This is a genomic window from Zunongwangia sp. SCSIO 43204, assembly GCF_019904275.1.
Classification (GTDB): Bacteria; Bacteroidota; Bacteroidia; order Flavobacteriales; family Flavobacteriaceae; genus Zunongwangia; species Zunongwangia mangrovi.
In genome coordinates this window covers 3384550-3408486 of sequence record NZ_CP063204.1, presented here as the reverse complement: position 1 = coordinate 3408486, position 23937 = coordinate 3384550, and the positions used below count along the sequence as shown (strand labels likewise).

Here is a 23937-nt window from a genome sequence, read left to right as displayed (position 1 = left end):
TATGAGTAGGAGCGTAGCTGTAACCGGAATGGGTATTTTTTCTGCCATAGGAAAAGATCTTGAAGAAAATCACAGCTCGCTTATTCATGGAAAACACGGACTTTCGACTCCTGAAATCCTAGAAACGATTCATCAAAAATTACCTATTGGCGAGATTAAAGCTACAAATACAGCTCTTGCTAAAAGCTTGAATTTAGATGAAAATCATGCCTTTACACGCGCTGCATTATTAGGAACTATTGCTTTAAAAGAAGCTTTAGAAAACGCTAAAATCAAGGATTTTACGAATATTGGCTTTGTGAATGGAACCAGTGTTGGCGGGATGGATATGACCGAGCGTTTTTATCGAGAATACGAAAACGATAAAACCAATCGTAGATTTATCCAGGCGCAGCACCCGGGTTTTACAACCGAACAAATTGCTGGGTATTTTGAGATCAATAATTATGTTACTACGATTAGCACAGCATGTTCATCTGCGGCGAATGCGATCATGATGGGCGCCAGGTTAATAAAATCTGGTAGATTAGATCGCGTGATCGTTGGCGGTACAGATTGTCTTTCTCGTTTTACGCTGAATGGTTTTAATTCTTTAATGATCTATTCTGAAGATTTCCCGAAACCTTTTGATGCTGAAAGAAAAGGATTAAATCTTGGCGAAGCTGCGGCATATTTAGTTTTAGAATCGTCTGAATTGGCTGAAAATAAAGAAATTTTAGCTTATGTTTCCGGTTACGGAAATGCGAACGATGCATTCCATCAAACCGCATCATCAGAAAATGGCGAAGGTGCATACCTGGCAATGCAAAAGGCTTTAAAAACCGCAAAATTGAATCCGCATCAAATCGATTATATCAATGCACACGGTACGGCAACACAAAATAACGACCTTTCTGAAAGTAGAGCTTTAATTCGTACTTTTAAAGAAATGCCGGCATTCAGTAGTACCAAATCTTTTACCGGGCATACGCTTGCAGCGGCTGGTGGTATCGAAGCGGTGTTTAGTTTACTGGCGATAAAACATCAGCAAATTTATCCCAATCTTAATTTCGAATCGGTAATAAACGAGACAAAATTAGAACCTGTAACCGAGTTGAAATCGGCTAAAATCGATCATGTGTTATCAAATTCTTTTGGTTTCGGCGGAAATTGTACCTCTTTAATATTCAGCAAAAATGGATAGAAAAATGTACATCAATGGGATGGCTAGCATAGCTGCACAAACTGAGGAAGATCTGTTTGCGGGAGATTTGAAGTCTTTTCAGCAAAATATATTTCCGGCAACCGCTGTAAATTATAAAGAGTATATTAAACCCATGATGCTTCGCCGAATGTCGAAGGCGATAAAAATGGGATTGGTGGCAGCCAAGCAAGCTTTAAATGAGGCTGGGGTAGAAGTGCCCGATAGTATTATCGTGGGAACTGGTGAAGGTTGTAAGCAGGATACCGAAAAGTTTTTGGAGAATATTCTAGACGAAAATGAAAGCTTTTTAACGCCAACGGCTTTTATCCAGAGTACGCATAATACAGTTGGCGGCCAAATTGCACTCAATCTAAAATGCACCGGTTATAATATGACGTATACGCAAAATAGCGTTTCGTTCGAGTCGGCTTTGATCGATGCTAAACTTCAATTTGCTGAAGATCCAGATACGCGCTGTGTTTTGGTTGGTGGTGTAGATGAACTGGCAAAAACAAGTACGCCTTTTTATAATCTGGACGGGCAATTGAAAGCCGGTGAAATAAATACTACTCAAATTCTACAATCTGAGTCTGGCGGAACGATAACTTCAGAAGGTGCTGCATTCTTTTTACTTTCAGAAATTAGGACTCAGGATTCTTTTGCTGAAATTTCAGATTGTATGATTTACCGGGAAATTTCAGAAGAAAAACTTGAGGAAGAAATCAGCTGGTTTTTAAAGAAAAACGATCTAAAACCTGAAGATCTGGATGCTGTGATCTTAGGGAATAATGGTGATATAAGATTTGATCATTATTATCATCAACTTCAGGATACGATATTTAAAAATACGCTTCAGTTAGGCTATAAGAACTGGGTTGGCGATTATAATACGGTAACGGCTTATTCTTGTTGGCTTGGGGCTGAAATCTTGAAAAGGAATGAAATTCCGCAGCAATTAAAATTAAATAATTTGGAGGTAAAACAACCAAAATCTATTTTAATTTATAATCAGTATCTTGGGAAAAATCACAGTTTAACCTTGCTTCGAAGTCTTTGAAATTCCGCATTCTAAATTTCTTTATCTGGATCTTTTTAATTGCTTTTGCGATGTATTGCGGCATAAACGGCTTAGCACTTTGGCCTGTGGCGATATTAGTGATCTTATATTCTATTTTTTTGATCACAATTTCAACCAATATTAGGTGGAATGTCTTCATAAAAGGATTTCATCATCAAAAGAATCATCCCAAAAAGGAAATCTGCTTAACTTTTGATGATGGCCCAACCGAGGTTACTCCAAAGATTTTGGATCTACTAGATAAATATGATGCGAAAGCCTGCTTTTTCTGTATTGGAACTCAAATGGAAAAGCATCCTGATATTGTTAAGCAAATTATTGAAAGAGGACATATTATTGGGAATCATACCTATTCTCATACTCGAAAAATGGGCTTTTTGTCTTCAAAAAGTCTTACGAGAGAAATTGATGCCTGTGATATTATAGCGAACGATATTAGCGGTTTAAAACTGAATTTTTTTAGGCCTCCGTTTGGGATTATTAATCCAAAAACAAAACGTGCTTTACGGAAAACTGGACATCACGTGATTGGTTGGAATCTTAGAACTTACGACGCGATTTTAAATGATGAAAATAAGATTCTTAACCGGGTTAAACGAAAATTAAAGCCGGGAGATGTAATTTTACTTCATGATAACAAGGAGCAAACAGCTCGTATATTGGAACAATTATTGATGCATCTACAAGCGAATGAATATCAGGCAATACGGCCAGACCAATTATTTAGAATCCATGCGTATATTTAGTTTTATCCTGTTTTTCTGGAGTTTAGGAATGTTTGCTCAGCAGAATAATTTTACCAGTGTAAGTTTAAAATCTTCAGCATCACAACTTACAGAGAAAATGGAATCGGCCAAAAGTCTGTGTGGTGAGTTCGAGCAAACCAAAGTCATTAAAATGTTGGATGTCGAAACAACTTCTTATGGTAGGATTTATTATCAATCTCCAGATGTTATAAAATGGGAATATACCAAGCCATATCCATATTCTTTACTTTTCAAAAACAATTTTATTTATATCGATGACGACGGCCAAAAAAGCAAACAGGATATGACTTCTAATAAACTTTTTGCGAAACTTGGTGATCTAATTACCGGCAGTCTTAATGGAAAAATTCTAAAAGATGATGCGAATTTTGATGTAGAGTATCTAAAGAAAAATGATCATATAGAAGCTGTAATTACCCCAAAAGATAAGAGCATGGCCGATATGTTTGAAAAAGTGATCATGCGTTTTTCTGAAGACAAGATGCTACAATCTGTAAAGCTTCAGGAATCTGGAGAGGATTATACGCTTATTAGTTTTAAGAACTGGAAAATGAATACACCTATTAAAGATTCAGTTTTTCAACCTTAATTTTTATACTGAAACTTACTTAGCTTCACTTTCTTTCTTTGCGCGATTAGCTTCGATTTCAGATAGACTTAATCCCTTTTCTTTAGAAAATAAATCTGTTTTGGGACTTCCAATAATTTGAGAAGAATACACACCAGAATGTCCAGAAAATAAGTATGCCGTAGAACAGGCAATTGCAATAAAAACACCAGATTCTATCCCAAAAAGTTCAATACCCATAATGGTGCAGGCAATTGGTGTATTGGTCGCACCGGCAAATACCGCTACAAATCCCATCCCGGCCAAAAGATCCATTGGTAATGGTATAAACCAAATTAACGCATTACCTAAGGTTGCCCCTATATAAAATAGTGGCGTTACTTCACCACCTTTAAATCCGGCTCCCAGGGTAAACGAAGTAAATAAGATCTTTACCAGGAAATCATAAGAATTTAGATCGATATTAAACGCATCAACAATGGTAGGAACTCCCAGTCCTATATATTTTGTTGAGCCAATACAATACACCACAATGGCAATTACAACTCCGCCAATAACTGGTCGAAGCGGAGGATAGTTAATTTTATTTTTAAATAGGCTGCTCCAAAAATGAGTCGATTTAGAAAACAACATCGCTGCAAGTCCAAAAAGAATCCCGGCTAAAAGTGACCATAGGAGATTTATGGGAGTCATTTCAACTATAGATTCGATATGATAATGCGTATGAGCGATTCCCCAAATTTCACAGAAGTAATTTGCAAAAATGGCTGCCATAAAACTTGGGATAATGGCATCTAAGCGAATTCGGCCTAAAACAAGTACCTCTAAAGCAAAAATACCACCGGCTAAAGGAGTTCCAAAAACTGAAGCAAATCCTGCACTTATACCAGCAATTAATACAATTTTTCGATCGCTATTAGATAAATTAAGAATACCAGTAAAACGATCTGCGACTGCACCACCAATTTGTACAGCAGTACCTTCACGACCGGCAGATCCACCAAAAAAATGTGTTACAACGGTACCAAAAAGTACTAAAGGTGCCATTCTAAAAGGAATGATCTTTTTGGGAGAATGAAATTCCTCTAATAAAAGATTATTTCCTTTAACGACACTATTACCATATAAATGATAAGAAAGACCAACTATAAAACCTCCTACGGGAAGCAAAGCAATGATCCAAAGGTGAGATTCACGCCAATCTGTAGCCCAATTTAAACTCCACAGGAAAAATGCAGAAATACTACCTGCTACGGCACCCAAAACCAGGCAGATCAATATCCATTTCCCTAAATAAATTACAGAGGGTAAGAATTGAAATGAGAAAAGAAAGTTTTTGATTTTTGTTTTATCCATTTGCCTTAAATTAATGATACTACACTGGCGTAAGCCATTAAAGGTAGATGTCATTAGCTCCAGGTGGAACGGTTTAAGGCAGACCTCATTGCCGTATTTCTTCAACAAAGATAGCTAAAATGGAAAAAGTGGCAATTTTTTCATCATTTTTAAAAAGTCTTATAGTAAAATACCTTTAGGCAAGCCCATAAGGTATTTGTTGATATTAATATTTAATTTCGAGGCAAACCTATAGATATCATAGCTTTTGGCGGTGCCAATGAAACATTGAATATTAAGCAAAAAACTGTGATATTCATCTTATTTCTGTATTTTGCCTTTTCAAATCCCTTATATGCTGCTTAAAGATTTTTATAAAGTTTTAGAATCTACACAACAGGAAGATACATATATTACTAAGCTTTCTATTGAAAAAACACATCCATTATACGCCGGTCATTTTCCTAATCGACCAGTAACGCCTGGTGTGATCTTGATGCATCTTTTTAAGCAGGAGGCAGAGCGACGTACCAATAAATCGCTTACTCTGGTAAAGGCTAATAATGTGAAGTTTATGGCTGTTGTAGATCCTAATACTTCAGATGAACTTATTCTGGAAACTAAGATCAGTTTGGAAGGCGAAATTGTGAAAGTGAGAGGCGTGGCAAGACAAAACGATGCTTTAGCTTTAAAATTCAGCGCTTTATATAAAGCTGTTTAAAAATAGACTTTCTTATTTGCATATTCTTATGTGAAGGTGCTAATATTTGATATTTTTGCACCACTAAAATTTGAAACTTGGAAACTTCCGGTATCTATCAAAACCGATTTAAAGCTTTAAATTGCTGTGTTTTAGTTCCTACTTATAATAATGAAGGCACTTTAGCTTCAGTATTAGAAGATCTTTTAGTGTACACAGATCAGATCCTTGTTTTAAATGACGGAAGTACCGATAGTACCAAACAAATTCTTCAGAACTTCAAGCAAATTGAAGTCCGTAATTTCAGTAAAAATAAAGGAAAGGGCCAGGCGCTCAAAAAAGGTTTTAAGATCGCCGAGGAACTAGGTTACGATTATGTGATTACTATAGATTCAGACGGGCAGCATTATCCAGACGATCTTGACGTTTTCTTATCTGAATTAGAAAAGCGAAAACCAAAAGATAAAGAAGTCTTACTTATTGGCGATCGTAATATGGGAAGCGATGGTGTTCCTGGTGTTAGCGCTACCGGAAATGATTTTTCCAGCTATTGGTATCTCGTGGTTACAGGATTTCAGCTTCACGATACCCAAAGCGGATATCGATTATATCCATTAAAAGTGATGAATTCCATTACTTTTTACACCTGGAAGTTCGAGTTTGAAATTGAAACCATCGTTAAAGCCACCTGGCGTAAGATTGATGTGAAAAATGTACCGATAAAAGTACTTTATGATGAAAAGAATCGTGTAAGCCATTTCCGCCCGTTTTGGGATATTGTAAGGATCGTTTTGCTGTACATGTGGTTTGTACTGGTAAGTTTTTTGTGGATTCATCCTCGCAATAAATATCGCGATTTTAAACAAAAGGGCTTTAAGAAATTCTGGAAAGAAGATATTTTAAAGAGTAGTGAAAGTCCGGCGAAAAAAGCCACAGCTATTGCCGTTGGTATTTTTGTGGGCTTATCACCATTCTGGGGAATACATACTTTCTTAGTCTTTGTTTTGGCTGCACTTTTAAAAGTAAATAAGGTCACAGCCTTTTTATTCTCTAATATAAGTATACCGCCTTTTATTCCGGTGATCGTTTATTTAAGTTTTCAAATAGGTTCACTGGTTATGGGCGAAGGCTGGGATTGGACGCTAAAACTACAAAGCATTAGTTCTACAACAGATGTTTTTCTTGGATTAGGACAATACATTTTAGGGAGTTTGATTCTGTCAATTATTGCGTCGATACTGGTTTGGATTGTGTTTTATTTGTTATTTTCGGTTCTGAATAAAAAGCAGATCGTAAAATCTTAAATGCATCATTTCTTTTTAAAATCCTATCGTTTTTTTCAGCAGAATAAATTGCCGGGAATATTGCTATTATTAGTATTTGTCGCGGGAGTTGGATTTTTAGCTTCAAAGGTTGAATTAGAGGAAGATGTAACCGGATTAATCCCTTCTGGGAAAGATCAGGATGTTTTAAAGAGGATTTTAAAGGAAACCGAATTTTCAGATAAAATTGTCGTTACGATTTCTTCGGAAGAAGAGCAACCGCAGGAACTAATTTCTTATGCTGAACGATTTATAGATTCTGTAAACACCAAATTACCCAATTTTGTTGAAAATATTGAAGGTAAAATTGCCGATGAAGGGGTTCGTGAAATTTACAATTTCGTTTATCAGAATTTACCTTTATTTTTGAATGAAGCCGATTATACTGAAATTGAAAAAAAACTTTCAGATTCTGCAATTTCAAAGCAAATTAAAGAAGATTACCGAAGCATTATTTCTCCAACCGGGATCGTTACCAAAAATTTTATTTTTCAGGATCCGCTTAGTTTAGGGCCAATCGGACTCGAAAAATTACGAGAACTTCAGATTGGCGATAATTATTTGCTGTACAATAATTATTTACTCACTAAAGATAAAAAGCATCTGTTACTTTTTATTACGCCAACTTTACCGGCTTCAGAAACCAATAAAAACAATCAGTTTATAGCCGATCTTAAAGAAATTCAGCAGCAATTAAATGCCGAATTCAATACGGTTGAAGGTGACTTTTTTGGCGGAGTTTTGTATTCACTGGCAAATGCCAATCAGATTAAAAAAGATGTACAGATCACGATTAGTATTGTAATCTCGATATTGTTGATTTTACTCATCCTTTTTTACCGAAAGATCTATGTTCCGCTAATACTTTTTATCCCCGGAATCATAGCAGCAGTTACTGCAATAGCGATATTATATATTTTTAAAGGAAGTATCTCTGCGATATCGATTGGGATTGGTTCGATCTTACTGGGAATCACACTCGATTATGGATTGCATATTTTAACCCATTATCGTAATAATCACGATGTTTTTCAGCTTTATAAAGAGGTTACAAGACCGGTTTTAATGAGCAGTTTCACAACGGCAATTGCTTTTTTATGCCTGTTATTTGTAAATAGTGAAGCGCTAAACGATTTAGGGATGTTTGCCGCAATTAGTGTGATTATTGCTGCTTTTCTGGCATTATTACTTATTCCTATTCTCTACGGAAAACGAATTGGAGAAACGCCTAAAAATACTTTTTTGGATAGGCTGGCGGGTGTTCAGTTCTTTAAAATTAAACCGCTGTTTTTTAGTGTAGTGATATTGTTTGTTTTCGGACTGTTTTTTTTCACCAAAGTGGACTTCAATAATGATCTAAGTAAGATTAATTTTCAGCCTGAAGCCATTAAAAAAGCCGAACAAAAAATACAAAATATCGCCAATAGTAACGGTAAAACCTTGTATTTGGTGAGCTACGGAAATTCCATCGACCAGGCGCTCCTGGAAAATTCTAAAGTTTATCAAAATTTAAAATCTGTTAACCAAAAATCGGAATTAAACTCATACAGTAGCATTGGTGGCGTGGTGTTATCTACACAAACACAAAACCAGAAGATTCAGCAATGGAAAGATTTCTGGAATTCTAAAGATACTTCAGGAATTAAAAATAAAATCCTATCAGAATCTGCACAATATGGCTTTAAGCCAGCTAGTTTTCAGGATTTTTATGATTTATTAGATAAAGACTTTAAAAATCTACAATTAGAAGATTATCAAAACATTACAAATCTTTATTTAAACGACTTTATTTCAATAAGTGAAGATTTTGCAACGGTAACCACTACGGTAAATTTGGGAGAATTGCCATCGCAAGAATTTACAACAGCATTCGATAATCTGGATAATACTTTGATCATTGATCGCGAGCGAATTAATGAGGGATTTTTGGGTAATTTAAAGGACGATTTTAATCAGCTTATTGGTTTATCGATTTTGGCCGTTTTTCTTATTCTTTTAATTTCCTATCAGAATTTAGAAATTAGCCTGTTAACGCTTTTACCGATAGGAATTACGTGGATAATTGCGTTGGGAATAATGGGCGCCTTAAAGATCGAATTCAATATTCTGAATATTATTATTTCAACCTTTGTTTTTGGTTTAGGCTTAGATTATAGCATTTTTATCACCAACGCTTGTCTTAAAGAATATCAAACCGGTAAGAGCGAGCTTAAAACTTACCAAACATCGATCTTGATCTCTGTGATCACTACCTTACTGGGAATAGGCGCATTGATCTTTGCAAAACATCCGGCATTGCGATCGGTTTCCAGTGTTTCGATCATTGGTGTGTTTTCTGCGGTTTTAGTGGCATTTGTGCTTCAGGTTTGGTTGTTTAACGTATTGTTTATTAATCGGCGTAAAAAGGCTTTGCCACCGTTTAGATTTAGCCGAATTGGTAGTTTTATTCGGAATAAAATTTATTACAAACAGGATCTTTATTATCAGCATGCGGTGTTGGATAATTATCGATATAAGCCGGTTTACAGTGAAGCGAAAGCTGAGTTTACTGAAAAAAAAGAACCCTATTTACGTGTTTCTAATTTTATTGAAAAAGGGGAGTGTGTGTTCTTTTTCTATTCGGGAATTGGGGTGTTTCCGATTTATTTGAGTTATATCAATCCGAATTCAAATATTACGGGTTACGAAACTTCAGAAGCCGTTGAAATCGCCAGAAATTGTTTCCGTAGTAAACATGAGAATTTACATTTTTCTACTGCAATTGATACGGCTAAGACCTGTTCTACTTTTATCATGCCAGATCACGAAATAAACGATATAGATGAAATTAAGCAGGTGATCAATCGATTTGGAAAAAAGGTAATTGTACTTCACAAAACACTAAAAACGCAATGGTTGTTAGACGCGAATTTTGAAATCACCTATCGCCAAAGCGGAATTTTAGTGTTTGAAAAAGAATAGCATGAAGAAGTTTTTCGTCCTTTTTATTTTAGTTTTTCTTGCTTCCTGCGGAATTAAAAAATCTTATCAGGATTTGCCCAATGTTACTGGAATCTCTAAAATAGATACCGTTAGAACAAAAATTAGCGATACTCATTATTCTTTAGGAAAAAACAATCTATTTCAGAATAAATACGGTGTTTGGGAACTTTATATTGAAGGAGATGCATTGGAACTCGGTTTGGCGAACGGAGCATTAACTCAGGATCTAATTCATCATCAGGAGAATGCTTTTATGGGAAAGATCAACGAAATGGTTCCTTCTGAAGGATATAGAAATTTCCTGAAAAAACTCGTTTCCTGGTTTAATCGTAAAATGTATCTATATGTTCCTGAAGAGTATAAACAGGAAATTTACGGAGTTTCGAGATTCGGACTAAAAAAATACGATGAATTTGCGCCGGCTTATTTACGAATGTTATATTTCCACGGGGCGCACGATATCGGTCACGCCTTGCAGGATTTGATGCTCGTAGGTTGTACAAGTTTTGCTGCCTGGGATGATAAAACAGCAGATGGAAAATTACTTTTAGGTCGAAATTTCGATTTTTATGCGGGAGACGAATTTTCCAACCAAAAAATGGTAGCTTTTGTAAATCCGGACGACGGTCATAAATTTATGATGTACACTTGGGGCGGGATGATTGGTGCGGTTAGCGGAATGAACGAAGAAGGAATTACAGTGACCATAAATGCCGGGAAATCTAAGATCCCGATGTTGGCAAAAGATCCGATTACGTTGGTTTCAAGAGAGATTCTACAGCATGCGTCTAATCTAGAAGATGCGATCGAAATTGCGAGAAAGAGAGAGGTTTTTGTTTCAGAATCGATTATGGTGGGAAGTGCCAAGGATCATAAAGCGATTCTAATTGAAGTCAGCCCAAAAAACTTCGGAGTTTACGAAGTTGAAAATTCAGATCAGTTAATTTGCAGCAATCATTTTCAGAGTTCGGCGTATCAGGATGATAAACGAAATCAAAAAACCATAAAAGAAAGTCATTCGCAATATCGTTATGAGCGTATGACTCAATTGGTTTCTAAAGCCGATAAATTGACACCGAAAAAAGCTGTTGAAATTCTACGAAATAGAAGAGGATTAAATGGAGAGCAAATTGGCTATGGAAATGAAAAAGCGATCAATCAATTATTAGCGCATCACGGAATCGTTTTTAAACCTGAAGAAAAGAAAGTCTGGTTATCTGCAAATCCGTATCAAATGGGAGCTTTTATTTCCTACGATCTGGAAAATGTTTTTGCTGAATTTGGAAAAGGAAATGTTAGCGGAAGTGTGATGAATGCTGAAGAGATAATTCCAGAATCTAATTTTCTACAAACAAAATACTATAAAAATTACGAAGAATATCGAAAAATAAGGGAAAGCTTTGTTCAGGATTTAGAACATGAAAATCCAATAAATCCCCATGATGCCGAAGCTTTAAAGCAGTTAAATCCTTATTTTTGGCAGGCTTATTATTTAAGTGGTCAATATTACTATCGCGAGGGTAATTATAAAAAGGCCATCATCGATTTTAAGCAGGCCTTGCGCCGTGAAATATCAACTTTGCCAGAAAAAGAGCATATAAAGAAATTACTGAAAAAATCGTATAGAAAACTTTAAATGAAAGACTTTCTTTCTCCAGAAATATCGCAACAAGAACAGTGGCAATTGGTAAAACAGCATTTGGATTACGCTTCCCAAAATTCGCCATTTTACAAGCAGATTTTTAATGAGAATGCGATCGATATTTCAGCAATAAAAAATGAAACCGATTTTCGTCGAATTCCGATTACAAGTAAAGAAGATCTTCAACTTCATAATTTAGATTTTTTAGCGGTAGATTATACGGAGGTTATCGATCATGTAACTACGTCTGGAACTCTAGGGAATCCTGTAAATTTTATGCTTAATGAGGCCGATTTACAGCGTTTAACCTATAACGAATATGAATCTTTTAAGATCGCCGGAGTAAATAAAAATGATGTGGTGCAAATCACAACTACGCTAGATCGCCGATTTATGGCCGGGATGGCCTATTATTTAGGTTTACGAAAACTTGGCGCAGGGGTAATAAGGACTGGCAGCGGATTACCTGGTTTGCAGTGGGACAGTATTCATCGTTTTAAGCCTAAATTTTTAGTCGCCGTACCTTCATTTTTGCTGAAACTAATCGATTATGCCCGGCAAAATAATATCGATTATAAGAACTCTTCAGTAAAAGGCGTGATTTGTATTGGCGAATCATTGTTGAATGAAAACTTGGAAGATTCGGCTTTACGAAAAAGAATTCAGGAATTATGGGCAATAGAACTGTTTTCAACTTATGCTTCTACTGAAATGGCGACAGCTTTTACAGAATGTGAATTGCATAAAGGTAATCATATTTTGCCAAATCTTATCTATACTGAAATTCTTGACGAATCTGGAAATCCCGCTAAAAATGGTGAAGTAGGAGAGTTCGTGGTTACTCCGTTGCAGGTAGAAAGTATGCCTTTAATTCGGTATGCTACAGGAGATATGCTCATGAAAATTGAAGGAAACTGCTCTTGCGCTAGAAGTTCTGCCAGAATTGGCCCTGTAATTGGCCGTAAAAAGCAGATGCTGAAAATAAAAGGTACTTCGCTTTATCCACAACATATTCAGGAAGCGATGAATGCTTTAGAAATTTCAGATTATATTATTGAAGCTGAAAATGATGAATTTGGCAATGATTTAGTGATCTTGAAAATTTCAGAGGAAGTTGAATTTAACCCTTTTGAAATTCAATTAAAATTACGGGACCAATTACAAATTAAGCTTGAAATTCAGCAAATATCGGCTTCTACATTATTTCAGAAAAAATTTCCAAGAGAAAGCAGAAAGCCGATTATTTTCCATGATCTGCGATCGATCTAAAATTGATATCCAATACCTATATGCGCTCCAAACTGACTTAAATTGTAATCTAACATTTCATCTTTAAAGTCTATAGTGGCAAATTGTTTAAAATACGGATTGGCAAAAATAAAGAAGTCTCCAACATTATATTGACCGCCAAAACCTAAATGATAGCCAATTCCGTTTTGAGAGTATTCAATATCTGGATCGTTTAGTTCAAAACTTAAAACTGGGCCTGCATTTAGGAAGAAATAGTTCCAAAATTTAAATTCCAGAAGAACAGGGATTGATAAAATTTCGAGTTGTTTATCTGGAAGAGGATATGCATACTCAATAATAACATCATCAGAATACCTATCTCCAAGCTGTTCCCTGGTTTGTCTTTCAGAATATAATCTTTTGCCATTTATGATATCTGTATAAAAGTAGGTAAATCCAGAGGTCAGTTTGAATTTAGGGCTTAAAGGCAATGTGATTTCAGCACCTAATTCATAAAAGTTTTCAATCTCATCTTTGTAAATATAATCGGAATCCTCATTGTCACTAATTTCTGTATCAGAAAAACCATAGAATATGCGTATCGCAGGTTTTTGTGCATAAATAGCAACACAAATAAAAAAGAATAGAATAGTTGTTTTAAATTTCATACAATCCTTACTTTAAAATTGATATCCAATCCCTACATGTGCTCCAAACTGACTTAAATTGTAATCTCGTGTTTCATCTTTAAAGTCTATAGTGCCAAATTGTTTGAAATAAGGATTGGCAAAAACAAAGAAGTCTCCAACATTATATTGACCACCAAGACCTAAATGATAGCCAATTCCGTTTTGAGAGTATTCAATATCCGGATCGTTAAGTTCAAAGCTTAAAACTGGGCCTGCATTTAGGAAGAAATAGTTCCAAAAGTTAAATTCCAGAAGAATAGGAATGGATAAAATTTCTAAATCATTATACCTAAAATGGGGCATAGATGATTTATTGTTGATTTCGTTGTAATAAAATACATTCTGTATTTTTATAGTAGTTTTAGAATACGTAAGTCCGGCGATCAAACTAATTTTTTTGCTCAGCGGAATAGAGACTTCAGCACCCAATTCATAATAGTTTTCTATATCATTGGATGGTGAACCATCTAATTCTTCATTCTCTAAAAGTTCAGCGTCAGAAAACCCATAAAATATGCGTAGAGCAGGTTTTTGAGCATAAGTAGAAACTGTTAGAGCTAAAAACAGAAAGAGTAATTTTATTTTCATTTAATTGGTTTTAAGTTAGATGAAAAAGAAAGAAAAAGGTTGCGTTAATTTTTGCATTTTCTTCTTATACTTTCTCACAAACCAATACGATCTTTTCTTCTTTAAGATTTGTAGTGAAAAATAAATAATCGTTACCGCCGTCTTTAATTTTAAGTTTTTTACGAATATTTTCTACATCAACCGGGAAATTACGAATGCTGATATTGGCTTTTTTCGACTTAAATTTTTTCTTAAATTCTTTAGACCCAAAAGCAAGTATATCAATTATTTTAAATTTTCTTCCAGGGAAGTTTATATGCTCTTCTGAAGTAAATAGATGAGAGTTTTGATGAAGTTTTTTTAGCTTAAAATCTTTTGCCAATTGCCCAAAAAGCTGAGTTTTCATGATTGCAGCATTGGGTTCGTAAAGAAAATTTTGAGGAAGACTGAATGCTGTATCAAAACTTTCATTTAAGAGGGTTTCAAAAGTCTGGTCTTCTTTTTTGCTGAAGTTTTTTGAAATAATCTTTACTGCTGAAGTACTATCTTTCTTTAAAATCCAGAGTAATTCTTTCACCTCATTTTCTACAGCGACAACGTGAATCTCAGTTACAAAATCAAGTTCTGAAATACCTAATTTCAAATCGAGTAGAGGAGAAGTCTTTATTAGAATACGATCTGATTTTTCGAATAATAATGGCAAATTTTCAATAACATCTGGTGTACAATCCGCTAGCCGAAAAACTTTACCACCATGATCGTCCCTTCTTGCGGGATCTAAATAGATCCAATCGAATTTAACTGCTGTAGCTTCTAAAAATGCGAGTCCATCACCAGAATTTACTTCAATATTATCGATTTTTAGTGCTTTATAATTATGCTGAACGATTTCAGCTAAATAACTATTTAATTCGTTATAGAAGACGTTTTCAACGTTTTTAGAGAAAAAATAACTATCGATCCCAAAACCACCGGTAAGATCTGTCAGATTTTCTCCTGAAACTAAAGACGCTTTATATTCCGCAGTGATTTGAGAGGAAGTTTGCTCTAAATTTAATTTTTGGGGATAAATAATATGCTGATTTTCGAACCAAACTGGTAGTTTTCTTTCGGCTGTTTTTCTACCGGCGATTTGTATGGCAAGTTCTGCAGCAGTAATTTTAGGAAACGGACTGCCTTTTAAAACCAAAGCAGAAACATCTGCATTTAAGTTTTTCGCTACAAATTCCTGAACTTCGGGCTGTAAAAGTTCGGTGTTCATAAAGCTGAAATTAGAGATCTCTCGTCAATCTTTTTACGATCTTGTAATCGCTTAAAGATTCTTTGGCAATAACTTTTATCGCAGTATAAACAGGAACCGCTATAACCATCCCCACAACTCCAAACACTAATCCTGCAATAAGAATAATCAGGAAGATTTCTAAAGGATGAGATTTCACACTTGCACCAAAGATCATAGGCTGTGAAATAAGGTTATCGATCACCTGGCAAATCGCATATCCCAGCATTACATAAATCAATTTTGGTAAAATAATTGCCTGAAAATCGGCTCCCAAATTACTGGATATTACAAATAAAGCCATCAAAATTCCTGCGAAAACCGGTCCTAGATAAGGAACAAGATTTAAAAAAGCACAAATAAATGCGATGGCTACAGGATTGTTTACTTCAAAAAGAGTAAGCAAGATCATGTATAAAATAAATAATACAGTGATTTGCATAGTTAATCCCACAAAATATCTTGAAAGCAGAATCTTAATTTTGTTGAAAACACGAACAAATTTTTGCTCTTTTCCGCGGTTGGCGAATACTAAAATACTGTTCAGCATTAATTTGCTGTCTTTCAGAAGAAAAAATGAAATAAAAATTACTGAAAATAATGCAACGATCGTCGCACCTAGAATTCCGAAGACATTATTTAAAAACTTAGGAATAAGGCTAACATCGAGGCTACGAACAAACTGACTTTGCTTTAGACTTTCTATAATATTAATCTCTTCGACACCCAAATACGCATTAATCTGAGCGTTAAGATCGTTTAGATCACTTTTAAATGCTTCAATATCAATTCGACCTAAATATTGACTTTGCTCTATAACTATGGGAACAAAAACGAAAATTATGCCGACAAAAATTGCCAAAACCAATAGCAAAACGATCACAACAGCTATTTGATTAGGGATTTTTAAACGTTGGCGAAGAAAAATCACCACCGGTCTCCCGATTAGCGAGATAATGGCCGCAACAGCGATGTATACAATAACCGACTGGATTTCGTAAAGGAAAAATAGCAAAAGTATGATTCCCAGTGCGATACCCGCAGCCCTTAAAATTCCGTAAGAAAGTTCTTTAGCATTCACAGGCTAAATATAGGATTTTCTAAATTAAGGGATCAAGCTTTTTGTGATTTCGTAAAGAGAAATTCCTATCGATTGCGCCACATTCATGCTACTGTTATTTCCAAACATAGAGATGTGAACGGTTTGGTCGCATAGATCTAAGATTTCTTCTGAAATGCCAAAATTTTCGTGTCCGGCAATTAGCACTATTTTTTCTGAAGTTTGTAATTGTAATTTCTGAAGCGGAATGCTATTTTGTGTAATTTCGAGGGCAATTATTGTATAACCTTCGGCCTTTTTTTGCTGAACAATCGCTGCTGAATCTTCCAAATATCGAAAATCGACATATTCGTGTGTGCTTCTTGAAGTTTTCTTTAGTCGGTTACTGTTTAAATTGGGCTCAATTCCGCAGAAAATGATCTCTTCAACATGAAAAGCATCGCTTAATCTGAAGATGCTTCCAATATTAGCTTCACCTGAAATATGATCCAGGATAAGCGTAACCGGAAATTTTTTAGTACTGAATTTATTTTGAGAATGATTAAGCTGCATATTAGTTTTCAAAGGCATATTTGATAATATTGGCACCCATTTTTAAGGCTTTTAATCGTACTTCTGCCGGATCATGATGAACTTCTTCATTTTCCCAACCGTCTCCCAGATCACTTTCAAAAGTAAAGAGCAAAACTAATCTACCTTCAGCAAAAATCCCAAAAGCCTGTGGCCGTTTTGCATCGTGTTCGTGGATTTTAGGCAATCCCTGGCTAAATTCGAATTGAGAATGAAAAATTGGGTGAGAAGTAGGTAGTTCTTGTAATTCTTTTTCTGGAAAAACATTCTTCAATGCTGAAATTAAATATTCTCGCATCCCATAATTATCATCGATATGTAAAAAACCGCCGCCTAAAAGATAGTTTCTTAGATTTTCAGCTTCACTTTCAGAAAAGATCACATTTCCGTGCCCCGTCATGTGAACAAAAGGATACATAAAAATTTCTGGCCCTCCAGGATTTACGGTGACCGGTTTTTGATCTAAACGGGTATCAATATTTTTATTACAAAAATCGATAAGATTAGGTAATGCAGTAGGATTAGCATACCAATCACCACCACCATTATACTTTAAAAGTGCGATCTTTTGCGCAGCAATCTGCTGAATCCCAAAACTAAAAATGAAGATAAAAATGCACTTTTTTAGCATAAATTTTATTCGGTTTCGTTGATTAGGTTTATGGTGTGACAGGCTACAATGGCTGCAGTTTCGGTACGTAAACGGCTTGTGCCTAAGCTTACCGGAGAAAAATCATTTTCTAAAGCTAGTTTTATTTCTTCAGGAGAAAAATCACCTTCAGGGCCAATTAAAATCAAGGTATCTGTTAAGGCTACAGCAGCATTTTGAAGCAAAATTCTTGGCTGGTCTTCTTCACAATGTGCAATGAATTTCTCAGCATTAATATCTTTATTTATAAAATCTGAAAAGCTTACCGGTTCATTCAATTTAGGCATTCTAAAATGCAAAGACTGTTTCATAGCGCTTTGTAACACACGTTCGTAACGATCGAGTTTTACCACTTTACGTTCAGAATGATCGCAGATTACCGGGGTGATTTCGTCAATTCCAATTTCTGTAGCTTTTTCTAAAAACCACTCGTAACGATCGTTCATTTTAGTAGGCGCTACTGCCAAATGCAACCAGTAATTTGGTCGAGCTTCTTTTTCAGTATCAATAATTTTAGCGACACATTGTTTTATATCTGCAGTGATAATTTGTGCAGTAAACAACAAACCTTTACCATTGGTGACCTTTAGTAAAGCACCTTCAGTACGGCGTAAAACTTTTACGATATGCTTACTTTCTTCTCTACTGAAAATAATTTGCTGAGTAGATTCGTCGATATCTGGCTGAAAAAATAGCTGCATACTTAAATTTTATATCGTGCCTGTGCGGTTGTAGAAAAATCTGAAAATTCCTGTTTTAGATATTTATAATGCCCTGCAATCGCAATCATGGCTGCGTTATCTGTAGTATATTCAAATTTCGGGATAAAACACTGCCATTTGTATCTTCTTTCAGCATCGTAAAGCGCATTTCTAATTCCGCTATTGGCTGATACTCCGCCGCCAATTGCCACTTGTTTGATACCGGTTTCCTTTACCGCTTTTTTAAGTTTATCCATTAATATTTCTACGATGGTATATTGGATAGATGCGCAGATGTCTTTAAGGTTCTTTTCGATAAAATCTGGATCTTCTTTGGTTTGTTTTTCAACAAAATAAAGCACCGCCGTTTTAAATCCACTGAAACTAAAATCTAATCCGCCAACCTTTGGTTTTGGAAATTTAAAAGCTTTTGGGTCACCTTCCCTAGCATATTTATCGATTAACGGTCCGCCGGGATAAGGTAAACCAAGAATTTTAGCGCTCTTATCAAAAGCTTCTCCAACTGCATCGTCTATGGTTTCGCCAATAACTTCCATTGTAAAATAATCATTCACTTTTACTATTTGAGTATGGCCACCACTAATGGTCATCGCCAGGAAAGGAAATTCTGGTTTTTTAAAACCATCTTCTTCAATAAAATGCGCTAGAATATGCGCCTGCATGTGGTTTACTTCGATAAGAGGAATGCCCAGGCCCATTGATAAACTTTTAGCAAAAGAAGTTCCAACAAGTAAAGATCCCATAAGTCCCGGACCTCTTGTAAAAGCGATTGCAGATATATCTTTTTTACCGATATTTGCGTTCGCAATGGCCTGGTGAATCACAGGAACAATATTTTGTTGATGCGCTCTGGAAGCAAGTTCTGGAACAACACCACCATATTGTTGGTGTACTTTTTGGGTGGCTACAATATTAGATCGTATTTTGCCGTTGCAAAGTACAGCAGCAGCAGTGTCGTCACAAGAGGATTCTATTCCTAGAATATAGATATCTTCAGCCATTTGCGGTTTATTGGGCATATTTTAATTAATAGGATACAAAGTTAAAACATAAAAGCATATCAAAAAATTCTGGAAAATATTAACTAGAACATTGGTAGGATTGCTTTTATTGTTTATCCTGCTGCTCATTGTTTTTTCTATCCCTGCGGTACAGACTTCTTTAGCTGAAAAGCTTACAAAAACACTACGAGAAAAGAACAATGTAAATATCGAAATTGGACGTGTATCCCTAAGTTATTTTGGTGACGTACAGGTTAATGAGATCTTTATCGAAGATCACCATCAGGATACTTTAATTTATACCAAAGAGCTAAGAACTTCGCTTTTAAGCCTTGGGAATTTGATTAATAATTCGCCTAATCTTGGTAAAACTACTCTTCAGCAATTTAAAATGAGAATGCGCCGCTACAAAGGGGAAGATTTGGATAATATGGGTGTTTTTATTAGCAAACTGAGTTCAGATTCTACGTCTAGCAGCAAGCCATTTACTTTAAGTGTTTCAAATCTACAGGTATTGGATGGCAAGTATAGCTTTATTGATGAAAATAATAAATACCCTGAAATTATCAAATTTGACAAATTAGGCATTAATGCAGATGATTTTACGGTAGAAGGTTCAGAAATTAAAGCAGATATTCAATTAATTAGAGCGCACGATCGCCGCGGAATGCAAATTAACCGTCTCAGTACGAACTTTTTGTATAATCCAACCAATATGCGGCTTGATGATCTGGAAATCATTACAGAAAATTCTGAAATTTATGCGAATATAGATTTTGATTACGATGAAGGTGATTTTGGCGATTTTTTCAATAAAGTAAAAATTAATGCCGATTTTACCGAATCTCAGGTTTCTTCTACAGATCTTCAGGTTTTTTATGATGCTTTTGGTGAAGATGAAATGCTGAATCTTACCACAAACCTAAACGGAACTTTAAATGATCTTCAAGTAAACGATCTTCAGCTTTTTGGATTAGATAGAAGTGCAGTTTATGGTGATCTTAATTTAAAAGGAGCTTTTACCGGTGAGGCTCAAGATTTTCAGCTTAGCGGTACTTTAAGAAACTTTTCTTCAAACTATTACGATCTGGTTAATTTCCTACCAGGAATTTTACGAGGAAAACTTCCGCAGGAATTAAGCTCTTTTGGTAGCGTAAGGATAATTGGAAACACCACAATCACCAGTTCGTCAGTAGCTATGGATATCGATCTTAGCTCGCAATTAGGTAGTGCCACAGCAGATCTTGACTTTAATAATTTGAATGATGCAGATAATGCAGGATATTCTGGAAACCTAAAGGTGAAAGATTTTAATATTGGTAGGTTATTAAAAAACAAACAGGTAGGTAAAACTTCTTTCAATTTAGATATAAAAGGAACTGGTTTTACGGCAGATAATCTAAATACGCAGTTGCGTGGGCAAATTTCGAAATTAGGTTTTAAGGGGTATAATTACAGCAATATTCGCGTGATAGGGAATATGCGAGCTCCGGTTTTTAATGGTAACCTGGCTATTAATGATCCTAATTTAAGGATGGAATTTAATGGTCTAGCCGATCTATCTTCAGAAATTAATAATTACGATTTCGAAGCTTCTGTTGCCTATGCAGATCTTTATAAAATGCATATCATAGATCGTGATACGATCTCTATTTTTAAAGGAGATGTGATCATGAATATGGAAGGAACAAGTATTGATGATGCGGTTGGCGAAATTTTATTGCTGAATACTTCGTATGAAAATCCTATGGATCTTTATCGTTTTGATGATTTTAGTATTAAATCGAGTTTTGCGGGTAATGTTCGAACCATTGAAGTAAATAGTCCAGATGTGATAAGCGGGCAAATGAAAGGCCGATTTAATCTGTCTGAACTTCAGGCTTTATTTCAAAATTCTATTGGTTCGATTTATACGAATTACGAACCTAATGTGATCACGAACAATCAATACATGGAGTTCGATTTTGATATTTATAACAAGATCGTTGAAGTTTTTTATCCAGATCTAACCTTATCGCCAAATACATTTTTAAGAGGCCGAGTTGAATCTGATGAATCTGAATTTAAACTGAATTTTAGATCGCCAAAGATCGATCTTTTTAATAATATGTTTCAGGAAGTAAATCTTCAGGTAGATAACACCAACCCGATTTACAATACTTATTTTGAAGCCGATAGTGTTGCGACAGGAACTTATAATTTTTCAGAATTCAGTTTTATAAACGTAACGCAAAGAGACACCCTATTTATTCGATCTGAATTTAAAGGAGGAAAATACGATCGCGATGTTTTTAACCTGAATTTATTCCACACCATCAATAAAGAAAATCAGTCGGTTGTAGGAATTCAGCGAAGTGATCTTACTTTTAAGGATAATACGTGGTATATCAACCAAAATCGAAATAAGAATAACAAATTCGTTTTTGAGAACAGTTTTAGAGACATCACGATCGATTCGCTGGTCATGAATCACGGAAATGAAGAAATTCGCTTAAGCGGAGTTGTAAGGGATTCTACATACAAAGATTTGAATATGGAATTTAGTAATGTAGATCTCTATAAAATTACTCCAGAAATTGATAGTCTTGATATTGGCGGAAGATTGAATGGGAAGTTAGACGTGCTACAGGAAAAAGGAGCTTATTATCCCAACACTTCGATGCTTATCGATTCATTGAAGATCAATAAAATTCTCTTAGGAAACATGAAATTAGATGTTTCAGGGAACGAAAATTTAACCAATTACACCGTAAATGCCAGTCTTCAGAAAGAAGAGATCGAATCACTATCGGCCATAGGTGATATTAATGTAGAAGGAAGTCAACCTACAATAGATCTGGATGTCGATCTTCAAAAACTAAATATGGCAGCTTTTAGTCCGTTAGGAGGTGAAGTGCTGAGTAATATTCGGGGATTTGCATCAGGATCTGCAACGGTAAGTGGCGATTATAAAAATCCAGATTTTGGTGGTAGTATAAGGCTTAATAATGCAGGACTAACGATTCCGTACCTAAATGTAGATATCGATTTATTAAATCAGGCTCAGGTTAATTTAACGCAGCAACAATTTGTATTTGATAATGTAGATATTCAGGATACAAAATATAAGACACGAGGTGTTTTAGACGGAAGTATTTCTCACGAAAACTTTACTAAATGGTTCTTGGATCTTGGGATAAATACAGATCGTTTACTGGTTTTAGACACTGAAGCAGAAGAAGACGCACTTTACTACGGGACCGCTTTTATTAGTGGTGATGCAACAATCGCAGGTCCTACAGATCAATTGGTGATCGAGGTGAATGCTACTACCGAAGAAGGTACGATTTTTAAAATTCCGCTTAGTGATGAAGAATCTGTAGGAGATAATTCTTATATCCACTTTTTAACTCCGGAAGAAAAAGCCGCTCGCGCAGCCGGTGAAGAAATAGAAATTCCTGAAGTTAAAGGTATAGAACTCGTTTTTGATCTTGATGTAACCAGGGATGCTGAAGTAGAAGTGGTGATCGATCAAACCAGTGGGAGTACATTGAGAGGTCGAGGCGCAGGAAATTTACTTTTAGAAATCAATACCAATGGTAAATTTAATATGTGGGGAGACTTCATTGTTTACGAAGGTGTTTACAATTTTAAATATGCAGGACTGGTACAAAAAGTCTTCAATGTAAGATCTGGCGGAAGTATTAACTGGGATGGCAATCCATTAAGGGCAGAATTAGATGTTAGTGCAATATATTCTTTAGATGCAAATCCAGCGGTATTGTTAGAAAATCCATCTATAAACCGCAAAATTCCGGTAGATGTAGTCATCAATTTACAGGGACAGGTAATTCAACCAGAGATCAATTTCGACATTCAGTTTCCAACAGCAAGTTCTGTAGTACGATCTGAATTAGAATACCGAATGGATGATAGGGCAAGCCGAGAACTTCAGGCCTTATTTTTAGTAACTCAAAATGCTTTTTATAGCGAATTTGGATTGCGTCAAACCGCAATAACCGGAACACTGGCAGAAAGAGCTTCAAGTATTGTAAATGATATTTTTGCAGATGAAGATGGAAAATTCCAGGTAGGCGTAAATTATGTTCAGGGAGATCGAACGCCAGACCAGCAAACGGTAGATCGTTTTGGATTAACACTAAGTACACAAATTAGTGAGCGTGTTTTAATAAATGGGCAGGTTGGTGTGCCAATTGGCGGAACAACCGAATCTGTAATTGTAGGAGACCTGGAGATCGATTTCCTATTAAATGAAGATGGATCTTTACGGGCTACTGTATTTAACCGTGAAAATAACATTCAGTTTATAGGTGAAGAGATAGGTTTCACTCAGGGTGTTGGGCTTTCTTACTCTGTCGATTTTGATACTTTTAAAGAGTTAATAAGGAAAATAACCAATAAAGAATTAGAGGTTGAAAATACGCAACAGCCTAAGCAAGAGAAGATAGAGTCAAAAAATTCTTTAGCCCCCGATTATATTAATTTCCCCGAAGAAGATGGAGAGATAGAATGATGTTAAAAAATTAGCATTTAAAGCTAATTTAATCACCGTTTAGCTTACTATTTTCAGCTATACTTCGTAATTTTACAATT

19 protein-coding genes and 1 riboswitch are annotated in these 23937 nt (G+C 35.4%); of the genes, 10 read left to right on the top strand and 9 right to left on the bottom strand.

The window, feature by feature from the left end; all coding sequences use genetic code 11:
* Position 1 precedes the first annotated feature (1 nt).
* Genes INR75_RS15125 through INR75_RS15110 form a run of 4 tightly spaced genes read left to right on the top strand, consistent with a single transcriptional unit; the run spans position 2 to position 3617 of the window.
* Positions 2 to 1183: a beta-ketoacyl synthase gene (locus tag INR75_RS15125; protein ID WP_223089432.1), complete on the top strand. Its 1182-nt coding sequence runs from the start codon at positions 2 to 4 to the stop codon at positions 1181 to 1183.
* Positions 1176 to 2240: a beta-ketoacyl synthase chain length factor gene (locus INR75_RS15120; RefSeq protein ID WP_255584565.1), complete on the top strand. Its 1065-nt coding sequence runs from the start codon at positions 1176 to 1178 to the stop codon at positions 2238 to 2240. Before INR75_RS15125 ends, INR75_RS15120 begins: the two co-directional genes overlap by 8 nt.
* Entirely contained in the window at positions 2237 to 3007 is a 771-nt protein-coding gene (locus tag INR75_RS15115; RefSeq protein WP_255584564.1) for a polysaccharide deacetylase family protein, read from the top strand. Before INR75_RS15120 ends, INR75_RS15115 begins: the two co-directional genes overlap by 4 nt.
* On the top strand, positions 2994 to 3617 hold the full coding sequence (locus INR75_RS15110) for an outer membrane lipoprotein carrier protein LolA (protein ID WP_223089431.1): 624 nt from the start codon (positions 2994 to 2996) through the stop codon (positions 3615 to 3617). Before INR75_RS15115 ends, INR75_RS15110 begins: the two co-directional genes overlap by 14 nt.
* A 15-nt stretch (positions 3618 to 3632) precedes the next feature.
* On the opposite strand, the gene INR75_RS15105 is transcribed toward INR75_RS15110, so the two are convergent.
* The gene (locus INR75_RS15105; RefSeq protein ID WP_223089430.1) at positions 3633 to 4952 is read right to left on the bottom strand and encodes a voltage-gated chloride channel family protein; all 1320 of its coding nucleotides are present in this window, start codon (positions 4950 to 4952) and stop codon (positions 3633 to 3635) included.
* Positions 4953 to 4989: 37 nt separating this feature from the next.
* Positions 4990 to 5054: riboswitch (Fluoride riboswitch) on the bottom strand.
* A gap of 232 nt (positions 5055 to 5286) precedes the next feature.
* Here INR75_RS15105 and INR75_RS15100 point away from each other — a divergent pair.
* From INR75_RS15100 to INR75_RS15080, 5 genes are all read left to right on the top strand, one after another.
* Positions 5287 to 5652, top strand: a complete 366-nt coding sequence (locus tag INR75_RS15100; protein ID WP_223089429.1) for a hydroxymyristoyl-ACP dehydratase — start codon at positions 5287 to 5289, stop codon at positions 5650 to 5652.
* A 77-nt stretch (positions 5653 to 5729) separates the two neighbouring features.
* Complete coding sequence (locus INR75_RS15095) at positions 5730 to 6935, top strand: BofC C-terminal domain-containing protein (RefSeq protein WP_223089428.1); 1206 nt, start codon at positions 5730 to 5732, stop codon at positions 6933 to 6935.
* On the top strand, positions 6936 to 9914 hold the full coding sequence (locus INR75_RS15090) for an MMPL family transporter (protein WP_223089427.1): 2979 nt from the start codon (positions 6936 to 6938) through the stop codon (positions 9912 to 9914). It abuts the gene before it with no gap.
* A 1-nt stretch (position 9915) separates the two neighbouring features.
* Positions 9916 to 11571, top strand: a complete 1656-nt coding sequence (locus tag INR75_RS15085; RefSeq protein WP_223089426.1) for a C45 family autoproteolytic acyltransferase/hydolase — start codon at positions 9916 to 9918, stop codon at positions 11569 to 11571.
* Positions 11572 to 12846, top strand: coding sequence for a phenylacetate--CoA ligase family protein (locus INR75_RS15080; RefSeq protein WP_223089425.1), 1275 nt, complete (start codon positions 11572 to 11574; stop codon positions 12844 to 12846).
* On the opposite strand, the gene INR75_RS15075 is transcribed toward INR75_RS15080, so the two are convergent.
* The 8 genes from INR75_RS15075 to tsaD form a co-directional block, all read right to left on the bottom strand.
* Positions 12843 to 13475 (bottom strand): hypothetical protein, encoded by a 633-nt coding sequence (locus INR75_RS15075; protein ID WP_223089424.1) that lies wholly within the window; start codon positions 13473 to 13475, stop codon positions 12843 to 12845. The two genes, INR75_RS15080 and INR75_RS15075, sit on opposite strands and share 4 nt — an antisense overlap.
* A gap of 12 nt (positions 13476 to 13487) precedes the next feature.
* A complete protein-coding gene (locus INR75_RS15070) occupies positions 13488 to 14084 on the bottom strand; it encodes a hypothetical protein (RefSeq protein WP_223089423.1) in 597 nt (198 codons plus the stop codon).
* Between the two features lie 64 nt (positions 14085 to 14148).
* The gene (locus tag INR75_RS15065; protein WP_223089422.1) at positions 14149 to 15324 is read right to left on the bottom strand and encodes a class I SAM-dependent methyltransferase; all 1176 of its coding nucleotides are present in this window, start codon (positions 15322 to 15324) and stop codon (positions 14149 to 14151) included.
* A gap of 10 nt (positions 15325 to 15334) precedes the next feature.
* The gene (locus tag INR75_RS15060) at positions 15335 to 16423 is read right to left on the bottom strand and encodes an AI-2E family transporter (RefSeq protein WP_223089421.1); all 1089 of its coding nucleotides are present in this window, start codon (positions 16421 to 16423) and stop codon (positions 15335 to 15337) included.
* Positions 16424 to 16447: 24 nt separating this feature from the next.
* Positions 16448 to 16972, bottom strand: coding sequence for a TrmH family RNA methyltransferase (locus INR75_RS15055; protein WP_255584563.1), 525 nt, complete (start codon positions 16970 to 16972; stop codon positions 16448 to 16450).
* Positions 16956 to 17603 carry a DUF4159 domain-containing protein gene (locus tag INR75_RS15050; protein ID WP_223089420.1) on the bottom strand — a complete coding sequence of 216 codons (648 nt, stop codon included), beginning with the start codon at positions 17601 to 17603 and terminating at the stop codon, positions 16956 to 16958. The genes INR75_RS15055 and INR75_RS15050 overlap by 17 nt, the downstream gene beginning before the upstream one ends.
* A gap of 5 nt (positions 17604 to 17608) precedes the next feature.
* The gene (locus tag INR75_RS15045; RefSeq protein WP_223089419.1) at positions 17609 to 18322 is read right to left on the bottom strand and encodes a 16S rRNA (uracil(1498)-N(3))-methyltransferase; all 714 of its coding nucleotides are present in this window, start codon (positions 18320 to 18322) and stop codon (positions 17609 to 17611) included.
* 2 nt (positions 18323 to 18324) lie between these two features.
* Positions 18325 to 19362 carry a tRNA (adenosine(37)-N6)-threonylcarbamoyltransferase complex transferase subunit TsaD gene (gene tsaD, locus INR75_RS15040; RefSeq protein ID WP_223089418.1) on the bottom strand — a complete coding sequence of 346 codons (1038 nt, stop codon included), beginning with the start codon at positions 19360 to 19362 and terminating at the stop codon, positions 18325 to 18327.
* An 82-nt stretch (positions 19363 to 19444) separates the two neighbouring features.
* On the opposite strand from tsaD, the gene INR75_RS15035 reads away from it, so the two are divergent.
* Positions 19445 to 23857, top strand: a complete 4413-nt coding sequence (locus tag INR75_RS15035; RefSeq protein WP_255584562.1) for a translocation/assembly module TamB domain-containing protein — start codon at positions 19445 to 19447, stop codon at positions 23855 to 23857.
* The last annotated feature ends 80 nt before the right edge of the window (positions 23858 to 23937 follow it).

Excerpts from the sequence above, each read along its gene's own strand:
- INR75_RS15125 (WP_223089432.1), top strand. The coding sequence starts at position 2 with ATGAGTAGGAGCGTAGCTGTAACCGGAATGGGTATTTTTTCTGCCATA.
- INR75_RS15120 (WP_255584565.1), top strand. The coding sequence starts at position 1,176 with ATGGATAGAAAAATGTACATCAATGGGATGGCTAGCATAGCTGCACAA.
- INR75_RS15110 (WP_223089431.1), top strand. The coding sequence starts at position 2,994 with ATGCGTATATTTAGTTTTATCCTGTTTTTCTGGAGTTTAGGAATGTTT.
- INR75_RS15105 (WP_223089430.1), bottom strand. The coding sequence starts at position 4,952 with ATGGATAAAACAAAAATCAAAAACTTTCTTTTCTCATTTCAATTCTTA.
- INR75_RS15100 (WP_223089429.1), top strand. The coding sequence starts at position 5,287 with ATGCTGCTTAAAGATTTTTATAAAGTTTTAGAATCTACACAACAGGAA.
- INR75_RS15090 (WP_223089427.1), top strand. The coding sequence starts at position 6,936 with ATGCATCATTTCTTTTTAAAATCCTATCGTTTTTTTCAGCAGAATAAA.
- INR75_RS15085 (WP_223089426.1), top strand. The coding sequence starts at position 9,916 with ATGAAGAAGTTTTTCGTCCTTTTTATTTTAGTTTTTCTTGCTTCCTGC.
- INR75_RS15080 (WP_223089425.1), top strand. The coding sequence starts at position 11,572 with ATGAAAGACTTTCTTTCTCCAGAAATATCGCAACAAGAACAGTGGCAA.
- INR75_RS15075 (WP_223089424.1), bottom strand. The coding sequence starts at position 13,475 with ATGAAATTTAAAACAACTATTCTATTCTTTTTTATTTGTGTTGCTATT.
- INR75_RS15070 (WP_223089423.1), bottom strand. The coding sequence starts at position 14,084 with ATGAAAATAAAATTACTCTTTCTGTTTTTAGCTCTAACAGTTTCTACT.
- INR75_RS15065 (WP_223089422.1), bottom strand. The coding sequence starts at position 15,324 with ATGAACACCGAACTTTTACAGCCCGAAGTTCAGGAATTTGTAGCGAAA.
- INR75_RS15055 (WP_255584563.1), bottom strand. The coding sequence starts at position 16,972 with ATGCCTTTGAAAACTAATATGCAGCTTAATCATTCTCAAAATAAATTC.
- INR75_RS15050 (WP_223089420.1), bottom strand. The coding sequence starts at position 17,603 with ATGCTAAAAAAGTGCATTTTTATCTTCATTTTTAGTTTTGGGATTCAG.
- INR75_RS15045 (WP_223089419.1), bottom strand. The coding sequence starts at position 18,322 with ATGCAGCTATTTTTTCAGCCAGATATCGACGAATCTACTCAGCAAATT.
- tsaD (WP_223089418.1), bottom strand. The coding sequence starts at position 19,362 with ATGCCCAATAAACCGCAAATGGCTGAAGATATCTATATTCTAGGAATA.